The organism is Falsibacillus pallidus (assembly GCF_050990905.1).
In the GTDB taxonomy this organism is placed as follows: domain Bacteria; phylum Bacillota; class Bacilli; order Bacillales; family DSM-25281; genus Falsibacillus; species Falsibacillus pallidus_A.
On the sequence record NZ_CP158866.1, the window covers coordinates 181698 to 200523 of the forward strand.

Below are 18826 nucleotides of genomic sequence, written 5' to 3' on the forward strand. Positions count from 1 at the left end.
TAGAATGGGTAAATATTTTGGCACAGATGGTGTAAGAGGAGTGGCAAATACAGAGCTTACACCGGAATTAGCCTTTAAATTAGGAAGATTCGGCGGCTACGTCTTGACTAAGAATACAGAAAGGCCAAAAATCCTTATTGGACGTGATACAAGGATCTCAGGCCATATGCTTGAAGGGGCGCTTGTTGCAGGACTTTTGTCCATCGGGGCTGAAGTCATGCGCCTTGGCGTCATTTCAACACCAGGGGTCGCTTATTTAACGAAAGCACTTGGTGCACAAGCGGGCGTCATGATCTCTGCTTCCCATAATCCTGTTGCAGATAACGGAATCAAATTCTTCGGGCCGGATGGCTTTAAGCTTTCCGATGAGCAGGAAGATGAAATCGAACAGTATATCGACATGAATGAGGACATCCTTCCTCGTCCAGTCGGAGGAGATCTAGGGCAGGTCAGCGATTATTTCGAAGGCGGCCAAAAGTACCTTCAATTCTTGAAGCAGTCTGTAGACGAAGATTTCTCAGGAATCCACGTGGCATTAGACTGTGCACACGGGGCGACATCTTCATTGGCTGCGCACTTATTTGCTGATCTTGAAGCGGATATTTCCACAATGGGGGCTTCTCCAAACGGCTTGAACATTAACGATGGAGTAGGATCCACCCATCCGGAAGCATTGGCAGCGTTCCTTAAAGAAAAGGATGCGGATGTCGGACTTGCTTTTGATGGCGACGGCGACCGTTTAATTGCCATTGATGAAAATGGTGATATCGTTGACGGCGACCAGATCATGTTTATCTGCGGCAAGTACTTGAAGCAGGAAGGCAGATTGAAGCATTCCACAGTTGTTTCCACTGTCATGAGCAACCTTGGGTTCCATAAAGGACTGGAAGAACTCGACATCAATGGCGTTCAGACAGCAGTAGGAGACCGCTATGTCGTGGAAGAAATGAAGAAAAATGGATTCAATCTTGGCGGAGAGCAGTCCGGCCATATCATTTTCCTTGATTACAATACAACGGGCGATGGTCTATTGACGGGTCTTCAACTGGTCAATATCATGAAAGCGACGAATAAGCCGCTGTCTGAACTTGCAGCAGAAATGCAGAAATTCCCACAAAAACTTGTGAATGTCAAAGTCACAGATAAGCATCACGTGACTGACAATGATAAAATCAAAGCGGTCATTGAAGAAGTGGAATCTGAAATGAATGGAAATGGACGCATCCTTGTCCGTCCTTCAGGTACAGAGCCATTGGTCCGCGTCATGGTGGAAGCACCGACGGAAACTCTATGCGTAGAGTATGTGAACCGTATTGCAGAAGTGGTCAAAGCGGAAATGGGCCTTTCGGAAAACGCCTAAACCAGTACAAAGTATGCATGGGGAGGAAGGGGAACCCTTTCCCTTTCCATGCATATTAAATAAAGAAGCAAGGAAAACTTTTTATAACAGGTTTTATTTTATGCAGACAGGGAAATCCATTATTGTTTGCATCATTTTCCTTGACAGATTTTAATTGACGTTTCAAACAGACGTATTGTAAGATAAACGTTGTCTGAATAAGTCAGACCTTTTAGTCAAATAAAGAAAGGTGGATCGAGGTTAAAAATAAAATAAAGCGCCTGAACTAATCTTCCTGTACGGATATCGGCAGATTAGTTGACGAGGAGGAGGAGTATCGAGTTTTCGGCGGATACCTCCCGGTTGAATAGCACAACCGTAATCTTTTTCTTAAAGCGACCGAGGCAACTTGGCGTACAAAGGAGAAAGAATGCCACTTATAAATTTACTACAGAGATAAGGGGGCATTAGTCAGCCCCCGCGGTTTTGACTGGCCCCCTTCATTAGGGAGGATACATTATTATGTGTGGTATCGTTGGTTATATTGGAAATAAAGACGCGAAAGAAATCCTTTTAAAAGGATTGGAAAAGCTTGAATATCGTGGATATGATTCTGCAGGGATTGCAGTAAAGAACGAATCTGGCGTACATGTTTTCAAAGAAAAAGGACGCATTGCAGATCTTCGCAGCATCGTTGATGAATCAGTTATCGGACATACTGGCATCGGGCATACTCGCTGGGCGACACACGGCGTTCCAAGCAAAGTGAATGCACATCCGCATCAAAGTGCTTCCGGCAGATTCACGATTGTTCATAACGGGGTTATTGAAAACTATTCTTTCTTAAAGAAAGAGTTCCTTCATAACATCGACCTTAAGAGTGACACGGACACAGAAGTAATCGTTCAGATCATTGAAAAATTCGTCAACGAAGGAAGCAGTACGGATGAAGCGTTCCGTAAGACACTTTCCATCCTTAAAGGTTCTTATGCACTTGCTCTTCTTGATGAAGAAAACGATGAAACGATCTTTGTTGCGAAAAACAAGAGCCCATTATTGGTCGGTTTAGGCGAAGATTTCAATGTCGTAGCCAGCGACGCAATGGCGATGATTCAAGTAACGGATCAATATGTTGAATTGATGGACAAAGAAATTGTCATCGTCACTAAGGATTCCGTAACAATTGAAAACCTTGACGGCGAAGTCATCACACGCGAGCCATATACAGCTCAAATTGATGCAAGCGACATCGAAAAAGGCACATATCCAAACTATATGCTGAAAGAAATCGATGAGCAGCCGCTTGTTATGCGCAAAATTGTTCAAGCATACCAAGACGAAAATAATGAACTGACAATCGACAGCGACATCGTGAATGCTATGAATGAAGCGGACCGCATCTACATCGTGGCTTGCGGAACCAGCTACCATGCAGGTCTTGTTGGAAAGCAGTTCATTGAGACAATGGCGAAGATCCCTGTTGAAGTGCATGTAGCAAGTGAATTCAGCTACAACATGCCGCTTCTTTCAGAGAATCCATTGTTCATTTTCATCTCTCAAAGCGGTGAAACAGCGGACAGCCGTTCCGTCCTTGTCCAAATCAAGGAGAAAGGCTACAAGTCCTTGACGATTACAAACGTTAAAGGTTCAACTCTTTCCCGTGAAGCGGATTACACATTGCTATTGCATGCGGGTCCTGAGATTGCCGTTGCTTCAACAAAAGCATACACAGCTCAAATCGCGGTTCTTTCCATCTTAGCGAACGTGACAGGTAAATCACGCGGAATCGACTTAGACTTTGATCTTGTTCAAGACCTAGGCATCGTAGCAAATGCCATGGAAGTCCTTTGCGACAAGAAAGAAGAAATGGAAGACATCGCTCGTAAATTCTTGGCGACTACACGCAACTGCTTCTTCATCGGCCGTGCCGTTGACTTCTATGTTGGACTCGAAGGCGCTCTTAAATTGAAAGAGATCTCCTACATCCAGGCAGAAGGATTTGCCGGCGGAGAATTGAAGCACGGAACGATCGCGTTGATCGAGGAAGGCACTCCAGTCGTTGCGCTTGCAACTCAGGAAGCCGTCAACCTAAGCATCCGTGGAAACGTCAAAGAAGTTGTCGCTCGTGGAGCAAACCCATGCATCATCTCCATGAAAGGCTTGGAGGATGAAGAAGACAGCTTCATCATTCCAGAAGTGAATGAACTATTAACACCTCTTATCTCTGTTATCCCATTGCAGCTTCTCGCGTACTATGCAGCATTGCACCGCGACTGTGATGTAGACAAACCACGTAACTTGGCTAAATCTGTTACGGTTGAATAATATTTTGTGAACTGATAATCGAATTGTCTCTTCGCAATCAGGTCCTTCCCGCGTAATTCCAGTTGGAACTATTGGTAATTAGGTTTCCTAATGGGGACCGGATGAAGACTTAATGGATTTTATTATTCCACCAAACCGAAGAATCGAGAGACGTACCATTGGTACGTTTTCTCGATTCTTTTTTTAAAATATAAGCAGAGCGAAAGGAGATATTGAAGCGGTGAATCTATTAAATAGCTATAACGTTTGCATATTCATCAAACTATGGAAGATGAAGCTGTACGATGTTTTCGAGGGTATATATCTTTATATACCAATGACTCTATTGATAGGAGAAGTTAATGGAAGTGAGATATTGAAAAAAGCCTAAAAAGCATTTGAGAATTCATTAAATAATCTTTATCCATTAATACCAAATTACAGAATATCAAAAACATTGATTGATATGTGTGTTTAATGAAAGCAAGATCTGCATACTTGATTCTAATACAGTTTTCCTTAATCTTGATCTGATAATGAGATCCGAAGTATTGTATAAATTTTATTGTTTTGCATATGGTAGTCCATTTAAGATACAACGACCATAGTAACAGGTTTTATAACATGCTTTAATCCCTCATGACAGATTGGAAAAGAGAAAATCAATATTTGATGAAGGTATAGTGAAGGACAATTTAATAAAAAAGCAGTCCTGAATTGTACTATAATCAGGACTGCTTTTTTATTTGTAAAGTAAATTACATTTTACTATACTTTTGTTGATTTGCGGAGGTTTTGCCAAGTGCAATGACCCCGAGATTGGGGTTAGATGTTACAGCATCAAGGAAGAGTGTTCCTAATCTAAGTCGATCATTTCTGGGAATTCTACTCCATTCATAGCCTTTAAATAAGTCTTTTACAAGAAATTCCTCACCACTTAATAAGTATTGTAATTCATCCAGGGCTTTAGTCAGTAAAGGGTTTATCAAAGAAATCACTCCCAAATATTATTTATAATGTTATTAACAAGGTTGTTAATAACATTATAAACATCGATATTAGAAACTTCAAGAATTTTGTTTTAAAAAATTTCCCTCAGTATTAAATCCCTAAGTGAAGTAAGCAGATATCTTAACAATTACTCAATAGCTTTCAAGTGTTTCAATTTTAATTACTTATAAACATTATGTGGCTCCAAAAATCACTAAATTAAGTGCCCTTGCCGGATTCATTAGGAGAACACCTAAGAAAAATATGTTATTATTATTGTATAATTTTACAATTAAGGTGGTTATTAGGTGTACGTTTCTTCTATATTTTTAACAATCTTTATTTTAGTCTTTTTTGGTGGAGTCGTTGCGGTCATAAGGCATTTAAGCAGAAAGCAAAAAGAGGAAGCAATTTCGGATATTCTAATTGCTGGAGGATTTGAATTGATCATTGCTTCCTTTGGCACATTTGATGATAAGCTTTTTGCTTTTCTTAGCGGCACTCAAGCAAATATTAATTATGTTCAGTTGGGTATAGGGCTGCTTCTTCTGATGGGTGGAATTTTCTTTTTCTTTTATGTGAAAAACAAGCTATACATTCTAAATATTAATGGATACTATGACAAGCGTGTGGAACAACATCATCAAGATCTCGGTTTGAATGCTTTTCAATTTAAGGAAAGGGATATTGATTTCATTCGAACCTTTCGAAAGGGAATGAGTGCTGAAACAGCAGAGGATATTCAGGAAGAATTCAAGAATAAAATCCCGGCGTTCATTTCTGAAAGCCAAGACAAAAGTAGAGCATATACTGGAATTGCTCCTATTCCTTTTATCTTTGTGGCAGGGAAAATGTTTGCAAGAGAAAGGATTGACAAATATTTCGAGTATAACAAGTTTGAGCAAACTTATTATGAACTGGCCACCAACAAGAAAAGGCGAAAACCATATGAATCTTTACGACCTGTTACTGCCTTGTCTTCCATTCCTTCAAGTTCTACAGTGGACGTAGTTTTAGCCATCAGCATTACTCAACATATACCCAACGCTGATTTGACTCAATTCCCTTATCCCATTGTTCACTTAGCAATTCCTAATCCTGCTGATAATGCCATTAAATATACAAACCAGTTAAAGGAATACACGTCAGCCATATACGATATGCTGATTGCAATCGGAAATCACTACCCAAAGGTCAAAAGAATTCATTTGGCATATGCTGGTCAATCTTGTCTAGCTTTTGAAGTGGGCAAATTGTTGGATGATCAACGGATTAAAGAAATCATTAGCTATTGGTATGATACGCAAAACACAATTCGGTATCCATGGGGTATTGTCATCAATGGGCAAAGAAAAGGAACATACATAGAGGCATAACAAGGAGGAGAGTGAACTATGTACGATTTAAGCTCTAAATTTAACACGTTCTATCGAAACTGTGTTGTCTTGCCTAGTGAAGAGCGTGCTAACTTGATTGAAAAGAAGAACCTCAATATTCGAAGGTTGAAAGAGGGGATGGTTGAATATAACGAAGAAAAAGGAACGGATTACAAGCTAGCAGAAGAACCTGTCGTGCAGGGAAGCGTAGCTATGTATACGGTAACGCAAAATGAAAGCAATGATTATGATATTGACGTAGCGATTATCTTTGAAAAAGATGCAATCCCAACAGGAACCATTGCTACCAAAAATTTAGTTGTGGAAGCGTTGAAAAAGAAAACAACTCAGTTTAATGTCCAGCCAGAAGCAAAAAGCAATTGTGTTCGGATCGTTTATGCGGATGGATATCATATTGATTTTGCCATTTACCGCCGGTTTAAAAAGGAGGGAGAAGATGAGTATACTTATGAACACTGTGGTGGACTAGAGTGGAGAGAGCGAAACCCTCGTTCTATTACAAAGTGGTTCAGCGAGCAAAACAAGACTCATGATTATCGGTTACGAGAAATCGTACGATTGTTTAAGATGTTTTGCAAATCCAGACCAAACAGTTGGAAGAACATGCCTGGTGGTTTAATTTTAAGTGTGCTAGCAGATGAAAAATTTCAGGCATATGACAGAATAGATGAAAGATTCTTCTATACCCTTCAAGAAATTAAGAATCGTTTGTTTTGGAACAAAGAAGTCGTGAATCCCACGGATTCTTCGAAAAGCTTAAAGCTTGTTAGCAGTGACAACGATAAAATGACGAATTTGTTTAATCGCCTATCCCAACAATTAGCCAAACTAGATGTCCTATTTGAATCCAATTGTACGCAGGCAAAAGCCCTTGAAGCATGGGAAGGTTTTTTCAACCATCAATACTGGACGAACCAGAAACAAGCGTTAAGCAAAGGTTATGCAATGGAACAAGCCCACGTATCTTTAGCCTCTTTACAAGAAAGCCAGTACTATAGAGATTCAGAAGAATTTATTACTGACTTTTTCGGAAAATCCTTATTTTCCTACCGTTTGGATGTAGACTGTGTAGTGAAAAACAAGGGAAATAGAGTGGGCTTACTAAGCTCGATTTTAAACAAGAGAGAACTTCTATTGCCTGGATACGAATTAGAGTTCTTTATTTCAAATACAGATGTTCCTGCTCCCTATAAAATCTATTGGAAGGTAAAAAACGAAGGGGCAATCGCCAGAGAAAAAGACTGCATTCGTGGACAAATCTTCGAGGGTGGAAGAACTCACTATGAACCAACATCTTTCAAAGGGAACCATTATGTAGAATGTTATATCGTTAAAAACGGGTTAATTCAGGCGAAAAGAAGGATATCCGTTCCAATCAAAGTTGGTTGAAAGGGGAGAAATCTCCTTTTTTTATTTAATTGAAATGAAAGCTTGGCTCAACTAAATTTCAGTCATCTAACAAAAAATAAAAAAAAGAATATTTTATAGACCCGAGTAAATTTATATTCCATTTCAGAAGGGATTTCTCCAAAGTTTTAAAAAGCAACTATAAAAGGGAATTAGAATTAAACAAAAGGAGCCGCCTTATAAAAGGTGGCTTCTCCAACGTAGAGGCTTGGATTACTTATTTACGGTAGTTTCCGGTTTATTAGGTAGGTAGTTTAATAGCAATTTCAATCGCGAGATGAATTTGATTTACCAAAGCATTAGCCCTATTTGCGAACAGTATACATCACATCCTTCCTTGTGGATTGGGGGCGTTCCCTGATATGTCCCCTATCTCGAAGTATGTAAAAAATAATGAAACCGTAAGTGTAATTGACTAGGAAAAAACTTCCAACCTGTTGGGAAGCGTCTGCAGGTAAATACAGCTCTACTTCATGTTCAGTAAACATAACAATGCCTGACCATAACAACATATACACCCATAAAACCAACAATCCTACCAAACCACTACCAATAATCTTTTTCACACGAAGTTCCTCCTCGTGGGATTATGTTTTCAACGACCCACGAGGGGTGCGTTTACTCACCCCTTTTTAATGTGTTTCCTCCAAATTTCACCATATTTAAATAGGGAAATTCTACTAATATATCTTGCGTTGTGTATTGGCGTCTTTTAACCTCCCCCGTTTTTTTATGTTTTTAAAGAATAAATGGGATTTTATGTTAAACTAAAAGTGTAGATTATTTTAAAAGAGTTAACAGGAGGACATTATGGAATTTGGTATTCATATTTCAGCATATATGATTCTAGCTGCATTAGGAATAATGATCTTGGGAAGGATTGTACAGTGGTTTCTACGGATGACGGCCAATCTGGATAATCTTGATGAAAAACTGATTAATAAGGGGAGACAAATCTCTATATTCATCATTGGCATATGTCTGCTGGTTCTTGCTACTCTTCCTGCACCGGATATGGGCGGCGTTTATATTCGCTATAGTGAAGGAATGAAAATAAGCGGTCCTATCCATGAAATAACCCTTATCAGGCAATCTGCTATTATAGCAGGATGGCTGTCTGCCATTTGTTTTAGCATGATGCCATTGCTAGTTTACATTCTTGAACGATTTACTGATAAGAAACATTAAAAATAAGCTTAGCTCTTAACTTGTCTTAATTTAATGTACTGTCTTAGAAGTATGAAAATGCTAACGATAAAAAGAACGAAAACAACGATCATGACGGCCATCCATGATGGGAAATACTTAGCTGAGTAGATGAAGTAATCTAATAGATTGATATCATCCGGATGGATGGGAGCTCCGTGAAAGAGGAATGTGAATTTGGCAAGGTGATTCCATTCCAATTTCGCATCCCTCAGTTCACTTCCCTGGTACAAATTAATATACGCCAAGACCAAAAAGAACAGAAAAAGAGTAAAAGACAACGCAGGATAACGGAATTTCAACACACTCAGCCCTTTGCATTTTTTTCCATTATATCACGTGTGGGACATGGGGACAGGTTCCTTGTCCCAAAATTTTACTTTCAAGGGTGAGGAGCATCATGTTGCTTGAATAGGCTAATTCTTCAACGATCAGTCTTATGGAAGATGGAGTCATTGACAACTGTAATCATAGATTATATAATTATCTCGAATTCAAGATAATTTCAACATAGATTTCCAAGCAAAATGAAAGAACATGCAAGCATCCATGAATGAATACAGAACTAAAAGAAATAGGAAACAACTGTTTTTCTATTTTTTTAAACAAATATCTCGAATTCGAGATAAAATCATCGAAGGGATATGCTCCAAACTGATTATGGGCAGCGGCAAATGGGTACGAATATAACCTGGCCTTGCTTTCAGCTGCTATTGGTTGGACTTTGCCTTTAAGAGGAGTGTTGAAGATGAACAAGAAAACAATGGGTATTCACCATATCACAGCGATTGTAGGGCATCCTCAAGAGAATGTGGACTTCTATGCAGGAGTTTTAGGGCTGCGTTTAGTTAAGCAAACAGTCAATTTTGATGATCCAGGTACTTATCACCTTTATTTCGGTAATGAAGGAGGAAAGCCGGGAACCATTATGACATTCTTTCCATGGCCAGGAGCCCAGCAAGGAATCATAGGAGATGGCCAGGTAGGGGTTACTTCTTTTGTCGTTCCAATAGGTGCTTTCGGATTTTGGGAAGATAGGCTTGAAAAGTTCAATGTTCCATTCACAAAGATGGAGCGATTTGGAGAGCAGTATTTGGAATTTGATGATCCTCATGGACTCCACCTTGAACTCGTGGAAAGAGAAGAAGGGGAGAACAATAATTGGGAGTTTGGCGAGGTGACATCTGCAGCTGCAATCAAAGGATTTGGCGGAGCAACTCTTTTATCGACCCAGCCTGATAAAACAGCTGAATTGTTAGAGAGTGTAATGGGACTAGAGTTGGTCGCTCATGAAGGGGATTTTGCCCGCTATCGTTCAATTGGTGATATCGGAAATGTTATCGACGTTAAGTTGACTCCTATCGGCCGGGGGCAGATGGGCGTCGGCACAGTACACCATATTGCATGGCGTGCGAAAGATGATCAAGATCAATTAGACTGGCAGCAGCTCGTCCAGGCAAACGGCTACGGCGTCACACCAGTACAGGACCGCAATTATTTTAATGCGATTTACTTCAGGGAGCATGGCGAAATACTGTTTGAAATCGCTACGGATCCTCCAGGATTTGCTCATGATGAATCAGAAGAGGCAATGGGCGAAAAATTGATGCTGCCTCCACAATATGAAACTCATAGATCAAAAATTGAAGATGTATTAATACCGTTAGAAGTAAGGAAGTTAGACTGAGACGACGATAAGGAGTGATTTTATTGCTTAAAATTGATCCATCTGCATTGTCTGAAAAGGAAAATTACAAATTTCTAATTGGCAGCATCATTCCGAGACCGATTGCATTTGTTACAACGGCTTCCAAAAGTGGTGTGTTAAATGGGGCGCCATTTAGTTTTTTTAATGTCGTGTCACATAATCCCCCTATGATTTCGTTATCCATCCAGCGGTCAGCGGGCATTCACAAGGATACAGCGAGAAACATCATTGAAACAAAAGAATTTGTCGTGCATGTGGTGGATGAACAAAATGTAGAAAAAATAAATAAAACAGCTGCAAGCCTTCCACCTGATGAGAGTGAAATCGAGTTAGCGGGCTTAACTCCAGTCGAGAGCACCAAGATTTCCGTTCCGGGTGTGAAGGAAGCGAAAATCAGAATGGAATGTCTATTGGAGCAAGCCATCGAATTGGGAGGGACGGATACTCCGGGGTGCGATTTGATTATTGGGAAGGTCGTTCAATTTCATATCGAAGAAGACATTTATGATAATGGAAGAATCAATCCCAAAGGGTTGGCTGCTGTCAGTCGATTGGCAGGAAATGATTATGCGAAAATCGGCGAGGTTTTTGAGATAAAAAGACCCAAGTGATTAATGGAGCGATGAGGGCAGTAAATAAGAAAAGAGTCTCAGGCAGATGGAGAATTCATCATCCCGAGACTCTTTTTTTTACGCTTCTATGCTCCTCTTAACGACCCGTGCTTCTTTATTCAGGACATATGATGCGGAAATGACTAAATAGATTCCAAGAGTGACGAATGTAATCATCGGCGGTGTGGTCGTAACGATGCCGATGAGGATCCCGAGCAGAGCGATGATAGCGACCCAAGTGGTATAAGGGAACCATTTTACATAATAACCTGTCAGCGGTTTTGATTGTTTCCTTGATTTCAAATGAGCAAACGCGATGATCAGCCAGATGAATAGGACTGTAAACCCAAGTGACCCCATCAAGTACGTAAATGTTTTGCTTCCGGCAAAGACGGAGATAAGGACGCCGGCATACATGGAAGCAGTACACATCAAGATAGCATAGACTGGGACCTTTTTGGACGATAGGCGTGAAAAGATCTTTGGCACCCTGCCGTCGACTGCCTGGGTATATAGTACGCGTGAAGAGCCGTAAAGCCCAGAATTCATGGAAGAGATGATGGCGAGGAGAATGACCGCATTCATGACATGGTCAGCCCCTGGGATGCCGATCAATTTGAACACCATGACAAATGGGCTTTCGCTGGCGCCGTTTACTTGATTCCATGGAATGAGCCCGACGATGATCAAAAACGGGAATAAATAAAAGGCGATGATGCGTGTAAGTGTACCTCTTACGGCTTTCGGAACCACTTTCTCCGGATCCTTCGTCTCAGCGAGCGTCACACCGATGATTTCTGTTCCTCCATAGGAGTAGATGACGACCAGCATCGCTGTGATCAGCCCTGAAGCACCATGCGGGAAGAATCCACCCTCGTTGGTCAGATGATGGAATGCTGGCGCTGTATGACCGCCGAACGAAACGAATAATAATAGAAGTCCGGAAAGAATGAAGACTACGATGACAGTGATTTTAATGAGTGCTAGCCAATACTCCGTTTCGGCAAAAATCTTGACAGACAAGAGGTTCACAACGGTCACGCAGACGGAAACCACAAGGGCTAAGATCCAAATTGGTGTTCCTGGAAGCCAATATTGCAGGAAGATGCCGGCCACAACGGCTTCAGCCGCAATGTTCAGCACCCACATTTTCCAGTAAATCCAGTCAAGAAAGTAAGCGGGGAATGAACCCAAGACCGATTGAACGAGGTCACGGAATGTACGGGCACCGGTGTTTTGAACAGCCATTTCCGCCAACCCCTGCATAATGAATAATAAGATGATTCCTCCGATGAGGTACGCTAAGACAACGGAGGGGCCAGCCGTATCAATCGCGTCGCTGCTTCCTTTGAAAAGGCCTGCCCCGATACTTCCGCCAAGCGCCATCATCATGATGTGGCGGGAAGTCATCGTACGTTTCAGCGTTTCAGTTTTTTCCGTCATGTTTAACACGCTCCTATTCTGTCATACTTGGATGTTTAAAAATCAATAGTAAAAGGCCTGCCATCCCTGATCACACATAACGTGTGAAAAAGAGACGACAAGCCTTAGGCTGACCGCGGTACCACTCTTGTTGATTCATACATGAATCCTGCTTTCAAAACCTGTTAACGAAGGTCAACCGTCAAAGCATCGGGAATATGTGATATCTATGCATTCCGTTTGCCTTGCTGCTCCCGGGCGAGTTCAAAGGTTTCATAGACTGCGTTCCACCATCCCGCAGCTCTCTATCACTACAAAAACACTTCTACTGCTCCCGTTCATTGCCTGTAATCGATTCATTATTCAGAATAATAATGATTACTATAAAGGCATGTCTACATGGTTGTCAAGGGGGAATTGTAATTGCTTCACCGCATAAAAGCGGGACATGGGGACAGGTTCCTCGTCCCAGTAGATGGGACAAGGAACCTGTCCCTGCGTCCCGAATTCAAAAAATATGAAAAGGAAAATCGGGAATAGGAAGAATGAGGTTTCGCGGCGAATACATGTAGAGAGCAAATAAGATAGGATCAATAAATTATGGCGGGACAGAAAACCTGTCCCTGTGTCCCGGGGAGTTGGATGATTATGAAGAAGACTGTGGTGCTGCTTTATCCGCAGTTCAGTGAGTATGAGTTATCTGTGGCGTTGTCTATTTTGATGCAGGGGGAGAAGCCGGTTATTACGGCTGCTGCCAGAAAAAAGCCAATACACGGTGAATCGGGTCTTGTCTGTTTACCGGATGCATCAGTTGATGAAATAGATTTGGATGAGGTGGATAGTCTTTTGTTGACTGGCTGCATGGATGTCCTTGCGTTGAGTGAGGAGAATAAACTGTTTGATTTCATTAAGCGGGCAGAACCATACTGTTCTGTCATTGCCAGCATTTCGAGCTCTCCCTACTTGCTTGCAAAGGCCGGGGTGCTTAATGGGGTGAAGTATACGATTGGTATGACGGAAGAAAATCGGGACCAATCTGGAGTCTTTCAAAAAGAGAATTATTCTGATGATCTTGTGGTTCAGGATGGTAAATTCATCACGGCCAGGGGCAGGGGATTCATCCGTTTCGGAGAATGGTTTGGCAAGGGGTTGTCATTGAACTTTGATAGCCGTTGGTACAGGGAATAAAAGGAAACACTCTTCATTGAATTGAAGGGTGTTTTTATTTTTAAAAAATTTTGGATTTTCACCAAGATTTCACCATTGGTGTGTAGATTACTAACTACAGCAAGTCTACACAGCTTGCATAACTATTTACAAGGAGGAATGAATAAGGATGAACAAGAAAAAAGTAGTTGGCTATGTAATGACTGGTGCACTTTCAATTGGATTGATTGGCGGGGCAGGAATGAACGCATTTGCTGCTTCCAAAGATACTTCTGCATCTGCCTCCAAAACGGAAGAGGCAGTGAATGTAAAGGCGAAGGCGCCATTAGATGACGCAACGAGACAAAAAGTGGATAAAATCATGGAAGAGTTAAAGACCAATCTATCTAAAATCGGAGTAGAACTTCCAGGAAAAGGCGACCGCCCAGATCGATTCGCGAATTTAGATGAAGCGACAAAAGCAAAGGTCCAAGCCATCATGGACAAAGAAAAAGCCGGCACGATCATCCGTGAAGAAGCACATACACAGCTGAAGAAGCTTGGCTTGAAAGGTGGTCCGGGAAGAGGCGGACACGGGGATCCATTCTCAAACCTAGATGAAGCGACAAAAGCAAAAGTCCAAGCTATCATGGACAAAGAAAAAGCCGGCACGATCACGCGTGAAGAAGCGCACACTCAGCTGGAGAAGCTTGGCTTGAAAGGTGGTCCGGGAAGAGGCGGACACGGGGATCCATTCTCAAACCTGGATGAAGCGACAAAAGCAAAAGTCCAAGCTATCATGGACAAAGAAAAAGCCGGCACGATCACGCGTGAAGAAGCGCATACACAGCTTGAGAAGCTTGGCTTGAAGGGTCCAGGAAGAGGCGAGCACAAAGATCCATTCGCGAACTTGGATGAAGCAACAAAAGCAAAAGCCCAAACATACGTCAAAGATGCACAAGAGAAGCTTGAGAAACTTGGAGTCAAACATTTCCCGTTCGGTCATTTTGGCGAATAATATAAATGAATTTAGTGGGGTGGCAGCCGGACTGGCGGCCGCCCCATTATTCGACAAAAGTCGGGGCGTGACAGGCACCTCCACGGGCACCTCCACGTCTTTTTTGTTGTGTGAAAATGGAGTAAAATACAGGTAATACATAAATCGCAAAGGGGGGATTGAGTTGAATATCTTGTTGGCAGAAGATGATGCACAGCTTGGGGAGCTCGTCGAATTCATGCTGAAGAAAAAAGGCGGGTACAACGTAGACTGGGTGCTTGAAGGGGAGGACGCCTACGAATACGCGAAAGCCTCCCATTATGAAGTCCTTGTACTTGATTGGATGATGCCTAATGGGGATGGCGTCGAAGTTTGCCGCAGACTGAGAAAAGAAGGTTATTCCGGAGCGATCCTCATGCTTACGGCGAGAGATGCCGTTCAAGACAGAATCGACGGGCTGGATGCAGGGGCAGATGATTATCTGGTCAAACCATTTGAAATCGACGAACTGCTTGCAAGGCTGCGCGCTCTTTCCCGCCGAAATTATGCGCCAATCCTTGAGGAGCAATTGAAGGTGGCGGAATTGATTTTGAATCGGACCAGTCAGACCATCAGCACAGGTGGAGAGGAAATTCAATTAAGCCCCCGGGAGTTTCAACTGCTGGATCTCCTTGTGCAAAACAAAGGGCAGGTGCTGCCAAGAGAGATCATTTTGGACAGAGTTTGGGGTTATGATGCCGACGTCTCAATGAAAACAATTGATGCCACCATTAAATTGCTCCGGAAGAAATTAGACCAGATACATATGCAGGACACCCTTCATAGCATTAGAGGGGTGGGCTATAAATTTGAACGTTAAAAAGATGCTGCGAAAAATTGTTCCTTCCTCTCAAAAAGAAAAAGACGTCTTCAAACAGACCCAAAACCGATTGACTTACATTTACAGCGGCATGCTTATGCTCTTTCTGCTCCTGTTCATTGGTGTAGTCTATGCACTGCTATATTCAATCATTTTTAAAGGTGAAGAACATGATCTGCAAACAAGTGCGGAAAGAGATGGAAGAAGCATTGAAGATTTTTTAGTTCATCGGGATGAAGAGGGGCTGCATGGCTTTCGGAATAAAGGCGGCCCGATGAAAGATATCGATCAATTTTTTTACTACATTGTGGATTCATCCGGGAATTTGCTTGCTGGAGATGAAATGGTTCCGGCACTAAGAGATGAGGTTTTAAAAAGCATCGGCGACTGGGATGGCACAAAAAAAGAAATACTTCAGCAATCATTTATCATTCATGCAGGAGATTTTAAACCGATTGAAAGAAATGAATGGAGAGAAGCGCGTCCTGTCCCTAAAAAACAAACGGTGCGTCTGCTGATTGCCAGTCAGCCTATATCTATAAACGGCGAGGTTGCAGGCACCATTTATATCGGGAAGGATATTACATCTGCTTATCAGCTTTTTAGGTGGCTGCTCATCATACTTGCCGGAATGGCTGTGCTTTTTATTGGCATTGCCTACGTCATAAGCCGGAGCATGTCCAGAAAAGCGATGGTTCCAATTGCAGACGCCTTCGCCAGACAGCGGGAATTTACAGCTGACGCATCCCACGAACTTCGGACCCCATTAAGCGTCATGCTCTCGTCCATCAATGCCATTGAAATGACTTTGGAGGATGAAGATCCGATGGCAAGAAAATGGGTCTCTCGTTTAAAAGACGAAGTAAAGCGGATGACCACTTTAGTGTCTGATTTGCTGACGCTTGCCAGATCTGATTCTGGTGCACTGCAGCGGACGGATGAGCGCTTTGATTTTTACATCACGGCAAAAAATGCAGTGGAATCGGTGCAGGCATTGGCAGAATCGAAGCGGTTATCCCTTCTTTTCCAAGGAAAAGGGCCATTGCTGGTCCATGGAGATCAACAGAGGCTGTTACAACTCCTGTATATTTTACTGGACAATGCCATCAAGTATACTCCGGATGGAGGGACCCTGACGTTGTCGGCTGCATTGGATTCCTCAGAACTCGTCATCGTTATGGAAGATTCAGGAATAGGGATCAAACAAGAGGATCAGGAACGCATTTTTGAGAGATTCTATCGTTCTGATAAATCCCGTTCGAGATCCATAGGAGGGCATGGTCTGGGTCTTTCCATAGCAAAGTGGATTGTAGAAGCCCACAATGGCAGCATCCGGGTTGATAGTGAAGAAGAAAAAGGAAGCACGTTTACAGTTAGGATGCCGATTGCAAGCGGCGGTGCTGACTCAAAGAATCGTTGATGAACGATGATTCTTTGAGTCAGTTTTTTTATTTATTATCTTAAATTCACCAAATTTTCACCATCCAAGTTTAAAGTATGATTCATAAACAAGCTCACTTCATTTTCTAGTAAAAGGAGAATGTGTATGAATAAAAAAGTTAAATGGTCTGTGATTTCAGTCACTACGGGAACATTTCTAGCATTTGCCGGACTTGTCACAGGGAATGAGAAGGAGAAAAATCAAAATGCAGGGCTTCAGCCGAATACCACCCTTAATGATGAGGGATCAGATTCCTTCAATCAATTTTCAGACGAAGGCGATGGCGGCGGGTTTGGCAGGCATAGGCATGGAAGCGGCGAGTGGGATATAGGAGATCAAGGCTCAATGGATGATGGAGAACAAATTTTCCAGGCGCCTTCTGACGGTTTTGAACAGGGTCATGGAAGTTCGGGGCCAACCAAATGATCCAGTTTCGGGCTATGAATTCTACAGTGAAATTAACTGGATTAACACCTTCCATGGAAACTGGCATAAAAGATTTCATCCTTCAATTTGAACAGGATGCAAGCCGGTTCATTCCAGGAAATCTTCTATATCACATAAATCAAAGTCCAGCGGGTGTGCCTGTATTCTTAGAGAGGACTTTGGCAGATTTACTACAAAAATCGATGATTCTAGCCAAAAAAACGGGCTATGTAGTCCATCCTTTCCTGGGAGAGGAAATGAAGGCAATCGGCTATCAGGATTCTTTTCATGAAGGGTATCAGCCATCAGTGCAAGCGAAGTTGTCAACGAAAAATGATTTGTTTGAAATCCCTTTTCATTATCTTTCGAGGCAATGGATTATGAAAAAAAGGGAGTTTTCATTTGATTTTGGCGGATTTGGAAAAGGTTATATTGTCGATCGGGCGATGGAGAGGCTGATGGATTCGAACCTTGGATCAGCGATGATCAACGCCGGGGGAGATTTAGCAGTGATCGGCAGGCATCAGGTAGGGATTGAACATCCGTTCCTAAAAGGGAAGGACATGCTACGGTTTGAAATCTGTGACCGGGCCCTTGCCACGTCGGGAAAAACCTATCGGAAATGGTTAAAGGAAGATGAGCCGATCCATCACTTGCTGCATGGTCATACGGGTGAAGTGGCAAACAACGGTGTACTGCAGGCAAGTGTGGTGGCCAATACAGTGATGGAAGCAGAAACCATAGCCAAGGTATTCTGCATCCTTCCATTTGAAGAGGCGAAAACATTGTTAAAGAAAGCATTTGATTCATTCGCTTATTTCATTTATTTTGACCATCATGAAATAGCGGTCGGCGGCAATTCATCCCTTTATGAACATTTGGAGGTGGCTTCATGAATTGGATTTGGATTTTCATTCGCATCACCGGGTTGACGGCCTACGTCCTTTTGACCCTATCTGTACTAGCGGGCATCTTCAGGCATATTCCAAGAAAAAAAGGGCCGATCATTGAATTCCACCAAGTCATTGGACAAATCGCGCTTCTTGGAACTGGCGTCCATGCCTATCTTCTCTTTTATGATCACTACCAGCCGTACTCATTGAAGGATGTCCTCGTCCCTTTTCTATCGCAAAATGACCCTGTGCTGACGGGGATCGGAACGTTATCCATGTATCTGCTGCTCGTAGTCATCATCACCTCGGACTTTATGAAAGCAGTCGGGAGGAAGACTTGGAAAAAGATCCACTACCTGGTTTTCCCGTTGTGGCTCATGGCCTTAATTCATGGATTTTTCCTCGGGACGGAATCCGGAACAATTTGGGCAAAAAGCTTGTATGGAGGGAGTCTTCTCATAGTATTTGGGGCGACGGTCTACTTAGTGATAAGAAAGAAGAAGACCATTTCAAGGCCCTCGGCAGAAAAAAGCATCGTATAGGGGGGACAAGGGGACAGGTTCCTTGTCCCATCTAATGGGACGAGGAACCTGTCCCCCTGTCCCTGTTTAATTTTTTTCACAAAAAATATTGCGAAGTAGTTTTTTTTTTCATCCCACAAATCGTATACTTATACTAAT

19 protein-coding genes and 1 other annotated feature are annotated in these 18826 nt (G+C 42.3%); of the genes, 15 read left to right on the forward strand and 4 right to left on the reverse strand.

The window, feature by feature from the left end:
• Positions 1-4 precede the first annotated feature (4 nt).
• The 3 genes from glmM to ABTV07_RS01040 all read left to right on the forward strand — a co-directional run bounded on the left by glmM (position 5) and on the right by ABTV07_RS01040 (position 4276).
• On the forward strand, positions 5-1360 hold the full coding sequence (gene glmM / locus ABTV07_RS01030; RefSeq protein ID WP_433746365.1) for a phosphoglucosamine mutase: 1356 nt from the start codon (positions 5-7) through the stop codon (positions 1358-1360).
• A 501-nt stretch (positions 1361-1861) separates the two neighbouring features.
• Positions 1862-3664, forward strand: a complete 1803-nt coding sequence (gene glmS / locus ABTV07_RS01035) for a glutamine--fructose-6-phosphate transaminase (isomerizing) (protein ID WP_433746368.1) — start codon at positions 1862-1864, stop codon at positions 3662-3664.
• A 555-nt stretch (positions 3665-4219) separates the two neighbouring features.
• Positions 4220-4276 carry a hypothetical protein gene (locus tag ABTV07_RS01040; protein ID WP_433751023.1) on the forward strand — a complete coding sequence of 19 codons (57 nt, stop codon included), beginning with the start codon at positions 4220-4222 and terminating at the stop codon, positions 4274-4276.
• Positions 4277-4401: 125 nt separating this feature from the next.
• Here ABTV07_RS01040 and ABTV07_RS01045 read toward each other — a convergent pair whose 3' ends face one another.
• The gene (locus ABTV07_RS01045) at positions 4402-4632 is read right to left on the reverse strand and encodes a single-stranded DNA-binding protein (RefSeq protein ID WP_433746371.1); all 231 of its coding nucleotides are present in this window, start codon (positions 4630-4632) and stop codon (positions 4402-4404) included.
• 309 nt (positions 4633-4941) lie between these two features.
• On the opposite strand from ABTV07_RS01045, the gene ABTV07_RS01050 reads away from it, so the two are divergent.
• Both ABTV07_RS01050 and ABTV07_RS01055 read left to right on the forward strand, forming a co-directional pair.
• A complete protein-coding gene (locus ABTV07_RS01050) occupies positions 4942-6009 on the forward strand; it encodes an SAVED domain-containing protein (RefSeq protein WP_433746374.1) in 1068 nt (355 codons plus the stop codon).
• Positions 6010-6027: 18 nt separating this feature from the next.
• Entirely contained in the window at positions 6028-7419 is a 1392-nt protein-coding gene (locus ABTV07_RS01055; RefSeq protein WP_433746377.1) for a nucleotide-binding domain-containing protein, read from the forward strand.
• 323 nt (positions 7420-7742) lie between these two features.
• On the opposite strand, the gene ABTV07_RS01060 is transcribed toward ABTV07_RS01055, so the two are convergent.
• Positions 7743-8003, reverse strand: a complete 261-nt coding sequence (locus tag ABTV07_RS01060) for a hypothetical protein (protein WP_433746380.1) — start codon at positions 8001-8003, stop codon at positions 7743-7745.
• Positions 8004-8247: 244 nt separating this feature from the next.
• Here ABTV07_RS01060 and ABTV07_RS01065 point away from each other — a divergent pair, with 244 nt between their 5' ends.
• The gene (locus ABTV07_RS01065) at positions 8248-8625 is read left to right on the forward strand and encodes a hypothetical protein (protein WP_433746383.1); all 378 of its coding nucleotides are present in this window, start codon (positions 8248-8250) and stop codon (positions 8623-8625) included.
• An 8-nt stretch (positions 8626-8633) separates the two neighbouring features.
• Here ABTV07_RS01065 and ABTV07_RS01070 read toward each other — a convergent pair whose 3' ends face one another.
• On the reverse strand, positions 8634-8945 hold the full coding sequence (locus tag ABTV07_RS01070) for a DUF4306 domain-containing protein (RefSeq protein ID WP_433746386.1): 312 nt from the start codon (positions 8943-8945) through the stop codon (positions 8634-8636).
• 446 nt (positions 8946-9391) lie between these two features.
• On the opposite strand from ABTV07_RS01070, the gene ABTV07_RS01075 reads away from it, so the two are divergent.
• Both ABTV07_RS01075 and ABTV07_RS01080 read left to right on the forward strand, forming a co-directional pair.
• Positions 9392-10330 (forward strand): ring-cleaving dioxygenase, encoded by a 939-nt coding sequence (locus tag ABTV07_RS01075; RefSeq protein ID WP_433746389.1) that lies wholly within the window; start codon positions 9392-9394, stop codon positions 10328-10330.
• A gap of 23 nt (positions 10331-10353) precedes the next feature.
• The gene (locus ABTV07_RS01080) at positions 10354-10962 is read left to right on the forward strand and encodes a flavin reductase family protein (RefSeq protein ID WP_433746391.1); all 609 of its coding nucleotides are present in this window, start codon (positions 10354-10356) and stop codon (positions 10960-10962) included.
• Between the two features lie 78 nt (positions 10963-11040).
• On the opposite strand, the gene ABTV07_RS01085 is transcribed toward ABTV07_RS01080, so the two are convergent.
• A complete protein-coding gene (locus ABTV07_RS01085) occupies positions 11041-12405 on the reverse strand; it encodes an amino acid permease (RefSeq protein WP_433746394.1) in 1365 nt (454 codons plus the stop codon).
• An 87-nt stretch (positions 12406-12492) separates the two neighbouring features.
• Positions 12493-12735, reverse strand: a binding site (T-box leader).
• 297 nt (positions 12736-13032) lie between these two features.
• Here ABTV07_RS01085 and ABTV07_RS01090 point away from each other — a divergent pair.
• The 7 genes from ABTV07_RS01090 to ABTV07_RS01120 all read left to right on the forward strand — a co-directional run bounded on the left by ABTV07_RS01090 (position 13033) and on the right by ABTV07_RS01120 (position 18688).
• On the forward strand, positions 13033-13572 hold the full coding sequence (locus ABTV07_RS01090) for a DJ-1/PfpI family protein (RefSeq protein WP_433746397.1): 540 nt from the start codon (positions 13033-13035) through the stop codon (positions 13570-13572).
• A gap of 148 nt (positions 13573-13720) precedes the next feature.
• On the forward strand, positions 13721-14548 hold the full coding sequence (locus ABTV07_RS01095; protein WP_433746399.1) for a hypothetical protein: 828 nt from the start codon (positions 13721-13723) through the stop codon (positions 14546-14548).
• A gap of 163 nt (positions 14549-14711) precedes the next feature.
• Positions 14712-15386 carry a response regulator transcription factor gene (locus ABTV07_RS01100; RefSeq protein WP_433746401.1) on the forward strand — a complete coding sequence of 225 codons (675 nt, stop codon included), beginning with the start codon at positions 14712-14714 and terminating at the stop codon, positions 15384-15386.
• Positions 15376-16806 (forward strand): sensor histidine kinase, encoded by a 1431-nt coding sequence (locus ABTV07_RS01105; protein ID WP_433746404.1) that lies wholly within the window; start codon positions 15376-15378, stop codon positions 16804-16806. The genes ABTV07_RS01100 and ABTV07_RS01105 overlap by 11 nt, the downstream gene beginning before the upstream one ends.
• Before the next feature lie 126 nt (positions 16807-16932).
• Complete coding sequence (locus ABTV07_RS01110; RefSeq protein ID WP_433746406.1) at positions 16933-17253, forward strand: hypothetical protein; 321 nt, start codon at positions 16933-16935, stop codon at positions 17251-17253.
• The gene (locus ABTV07_RS01115; RefSeq protein ID WP_433746409.1) at positions 17250-18149 is read left to right on the forward strand and encodes an FAD:protein FMN transferase; all 900 of its coding nucleotides are present in this window, start codon (positions 17250-17252) and stop codon (positions 18147-18149) included. Before ABTV07_RS01110 ends, ABTV07_RS01115 begins: the two co-directional genes overlap by 4 nt.
• Entirely contained in the window at positions 18146-18688 is a 543-nt protein-coding gene (locus ABTV07_RS01120) for a ferric reductase-like transmembrane domain-containing protein (RefSeq protein WP_433746412.1), read from the forward strand. The genes ABTV07_RS01115 and ABTV07_RS01120 overlap by 4 nt, the downstream gene beginning before the upstream one ends.
• The last annotated feature ends 138 nt before the right edge of the window (positions 18689-18826 follow it).

Coding starts and splice junctions, on each gene's coding strand:
- glmM (WP_433746365.1), top strand. CDS start 5: ATGGGTAAATATTTTGGCACAGATGGTGTAAGAGGAGTGGCAAATACA.
- glmS (WP_433746368.1), top strand. CDS start 1,862: ATGTGTGGTATCGTTGGTTATATTGGAAATAAAGACGCGAAAGAAATC.
- ABTV07_RS01055 (WP_433746377.1), top strand. CDS start 6,028: ATGTACGATTTAAGCTCTAAATTTAACACGTTCTATCGAAACTGTGTT.
- ABTV07_RS01065 (WP_433746383.1), top strand. CDS start 8,248: ATGGAATTTGGTATTCATATTTCAGCATATATGATTCTAGCTGCATTA.
- ABTV07_RS01075 (WP_433746389.1), top strand. CDS start 9,392: ATGAACAAGAAAACAATGGGTATTCACCATATCACAGCGATTGTAGGG.
- ABTV07_RS01085 (WP_433746394.1), bottom strand. CDS start 12,405: ATGACGGAAAAAACTGAAACGCTGAAACGTACGATGACTTCCCGCCAC.
- ABTV07_RS01090 (WP_433746397.1), top strand. CDS start 13,033: ATGAAGAAGACTGTGGTGCTGCTTTATCCGCAGTTCAGTGAGTATGAG.
- ABTV07_RS01095 (WP_433746399.1), top strand. CDS start 13,721: ATGAACAAGAAAAAAGTAGTTGGCTATGTAATGACTGGTGCACTTTCA.
- ABTV07_RS01110 (WP_433746406.1), top strand. CDS start 16,933: ATGAATAAAAAAGTTAAATGGTCTGTGATTTCAGTCACTACGGGAACA.
- ABTV07_RS01115 (WP_433746409.1), top strand. CDS start 17,250: ATGATCCAGTTTCGGGCTATGAATTCTACAGTGAAATTAACTGGATTA.
- ABTV07_RS01120 (WP_433746412.1), top strand. CDS start 18,146: ATGAATTGGATTTGGATTTTCATTCGCATCACCGGGTTGACGGCCTAC.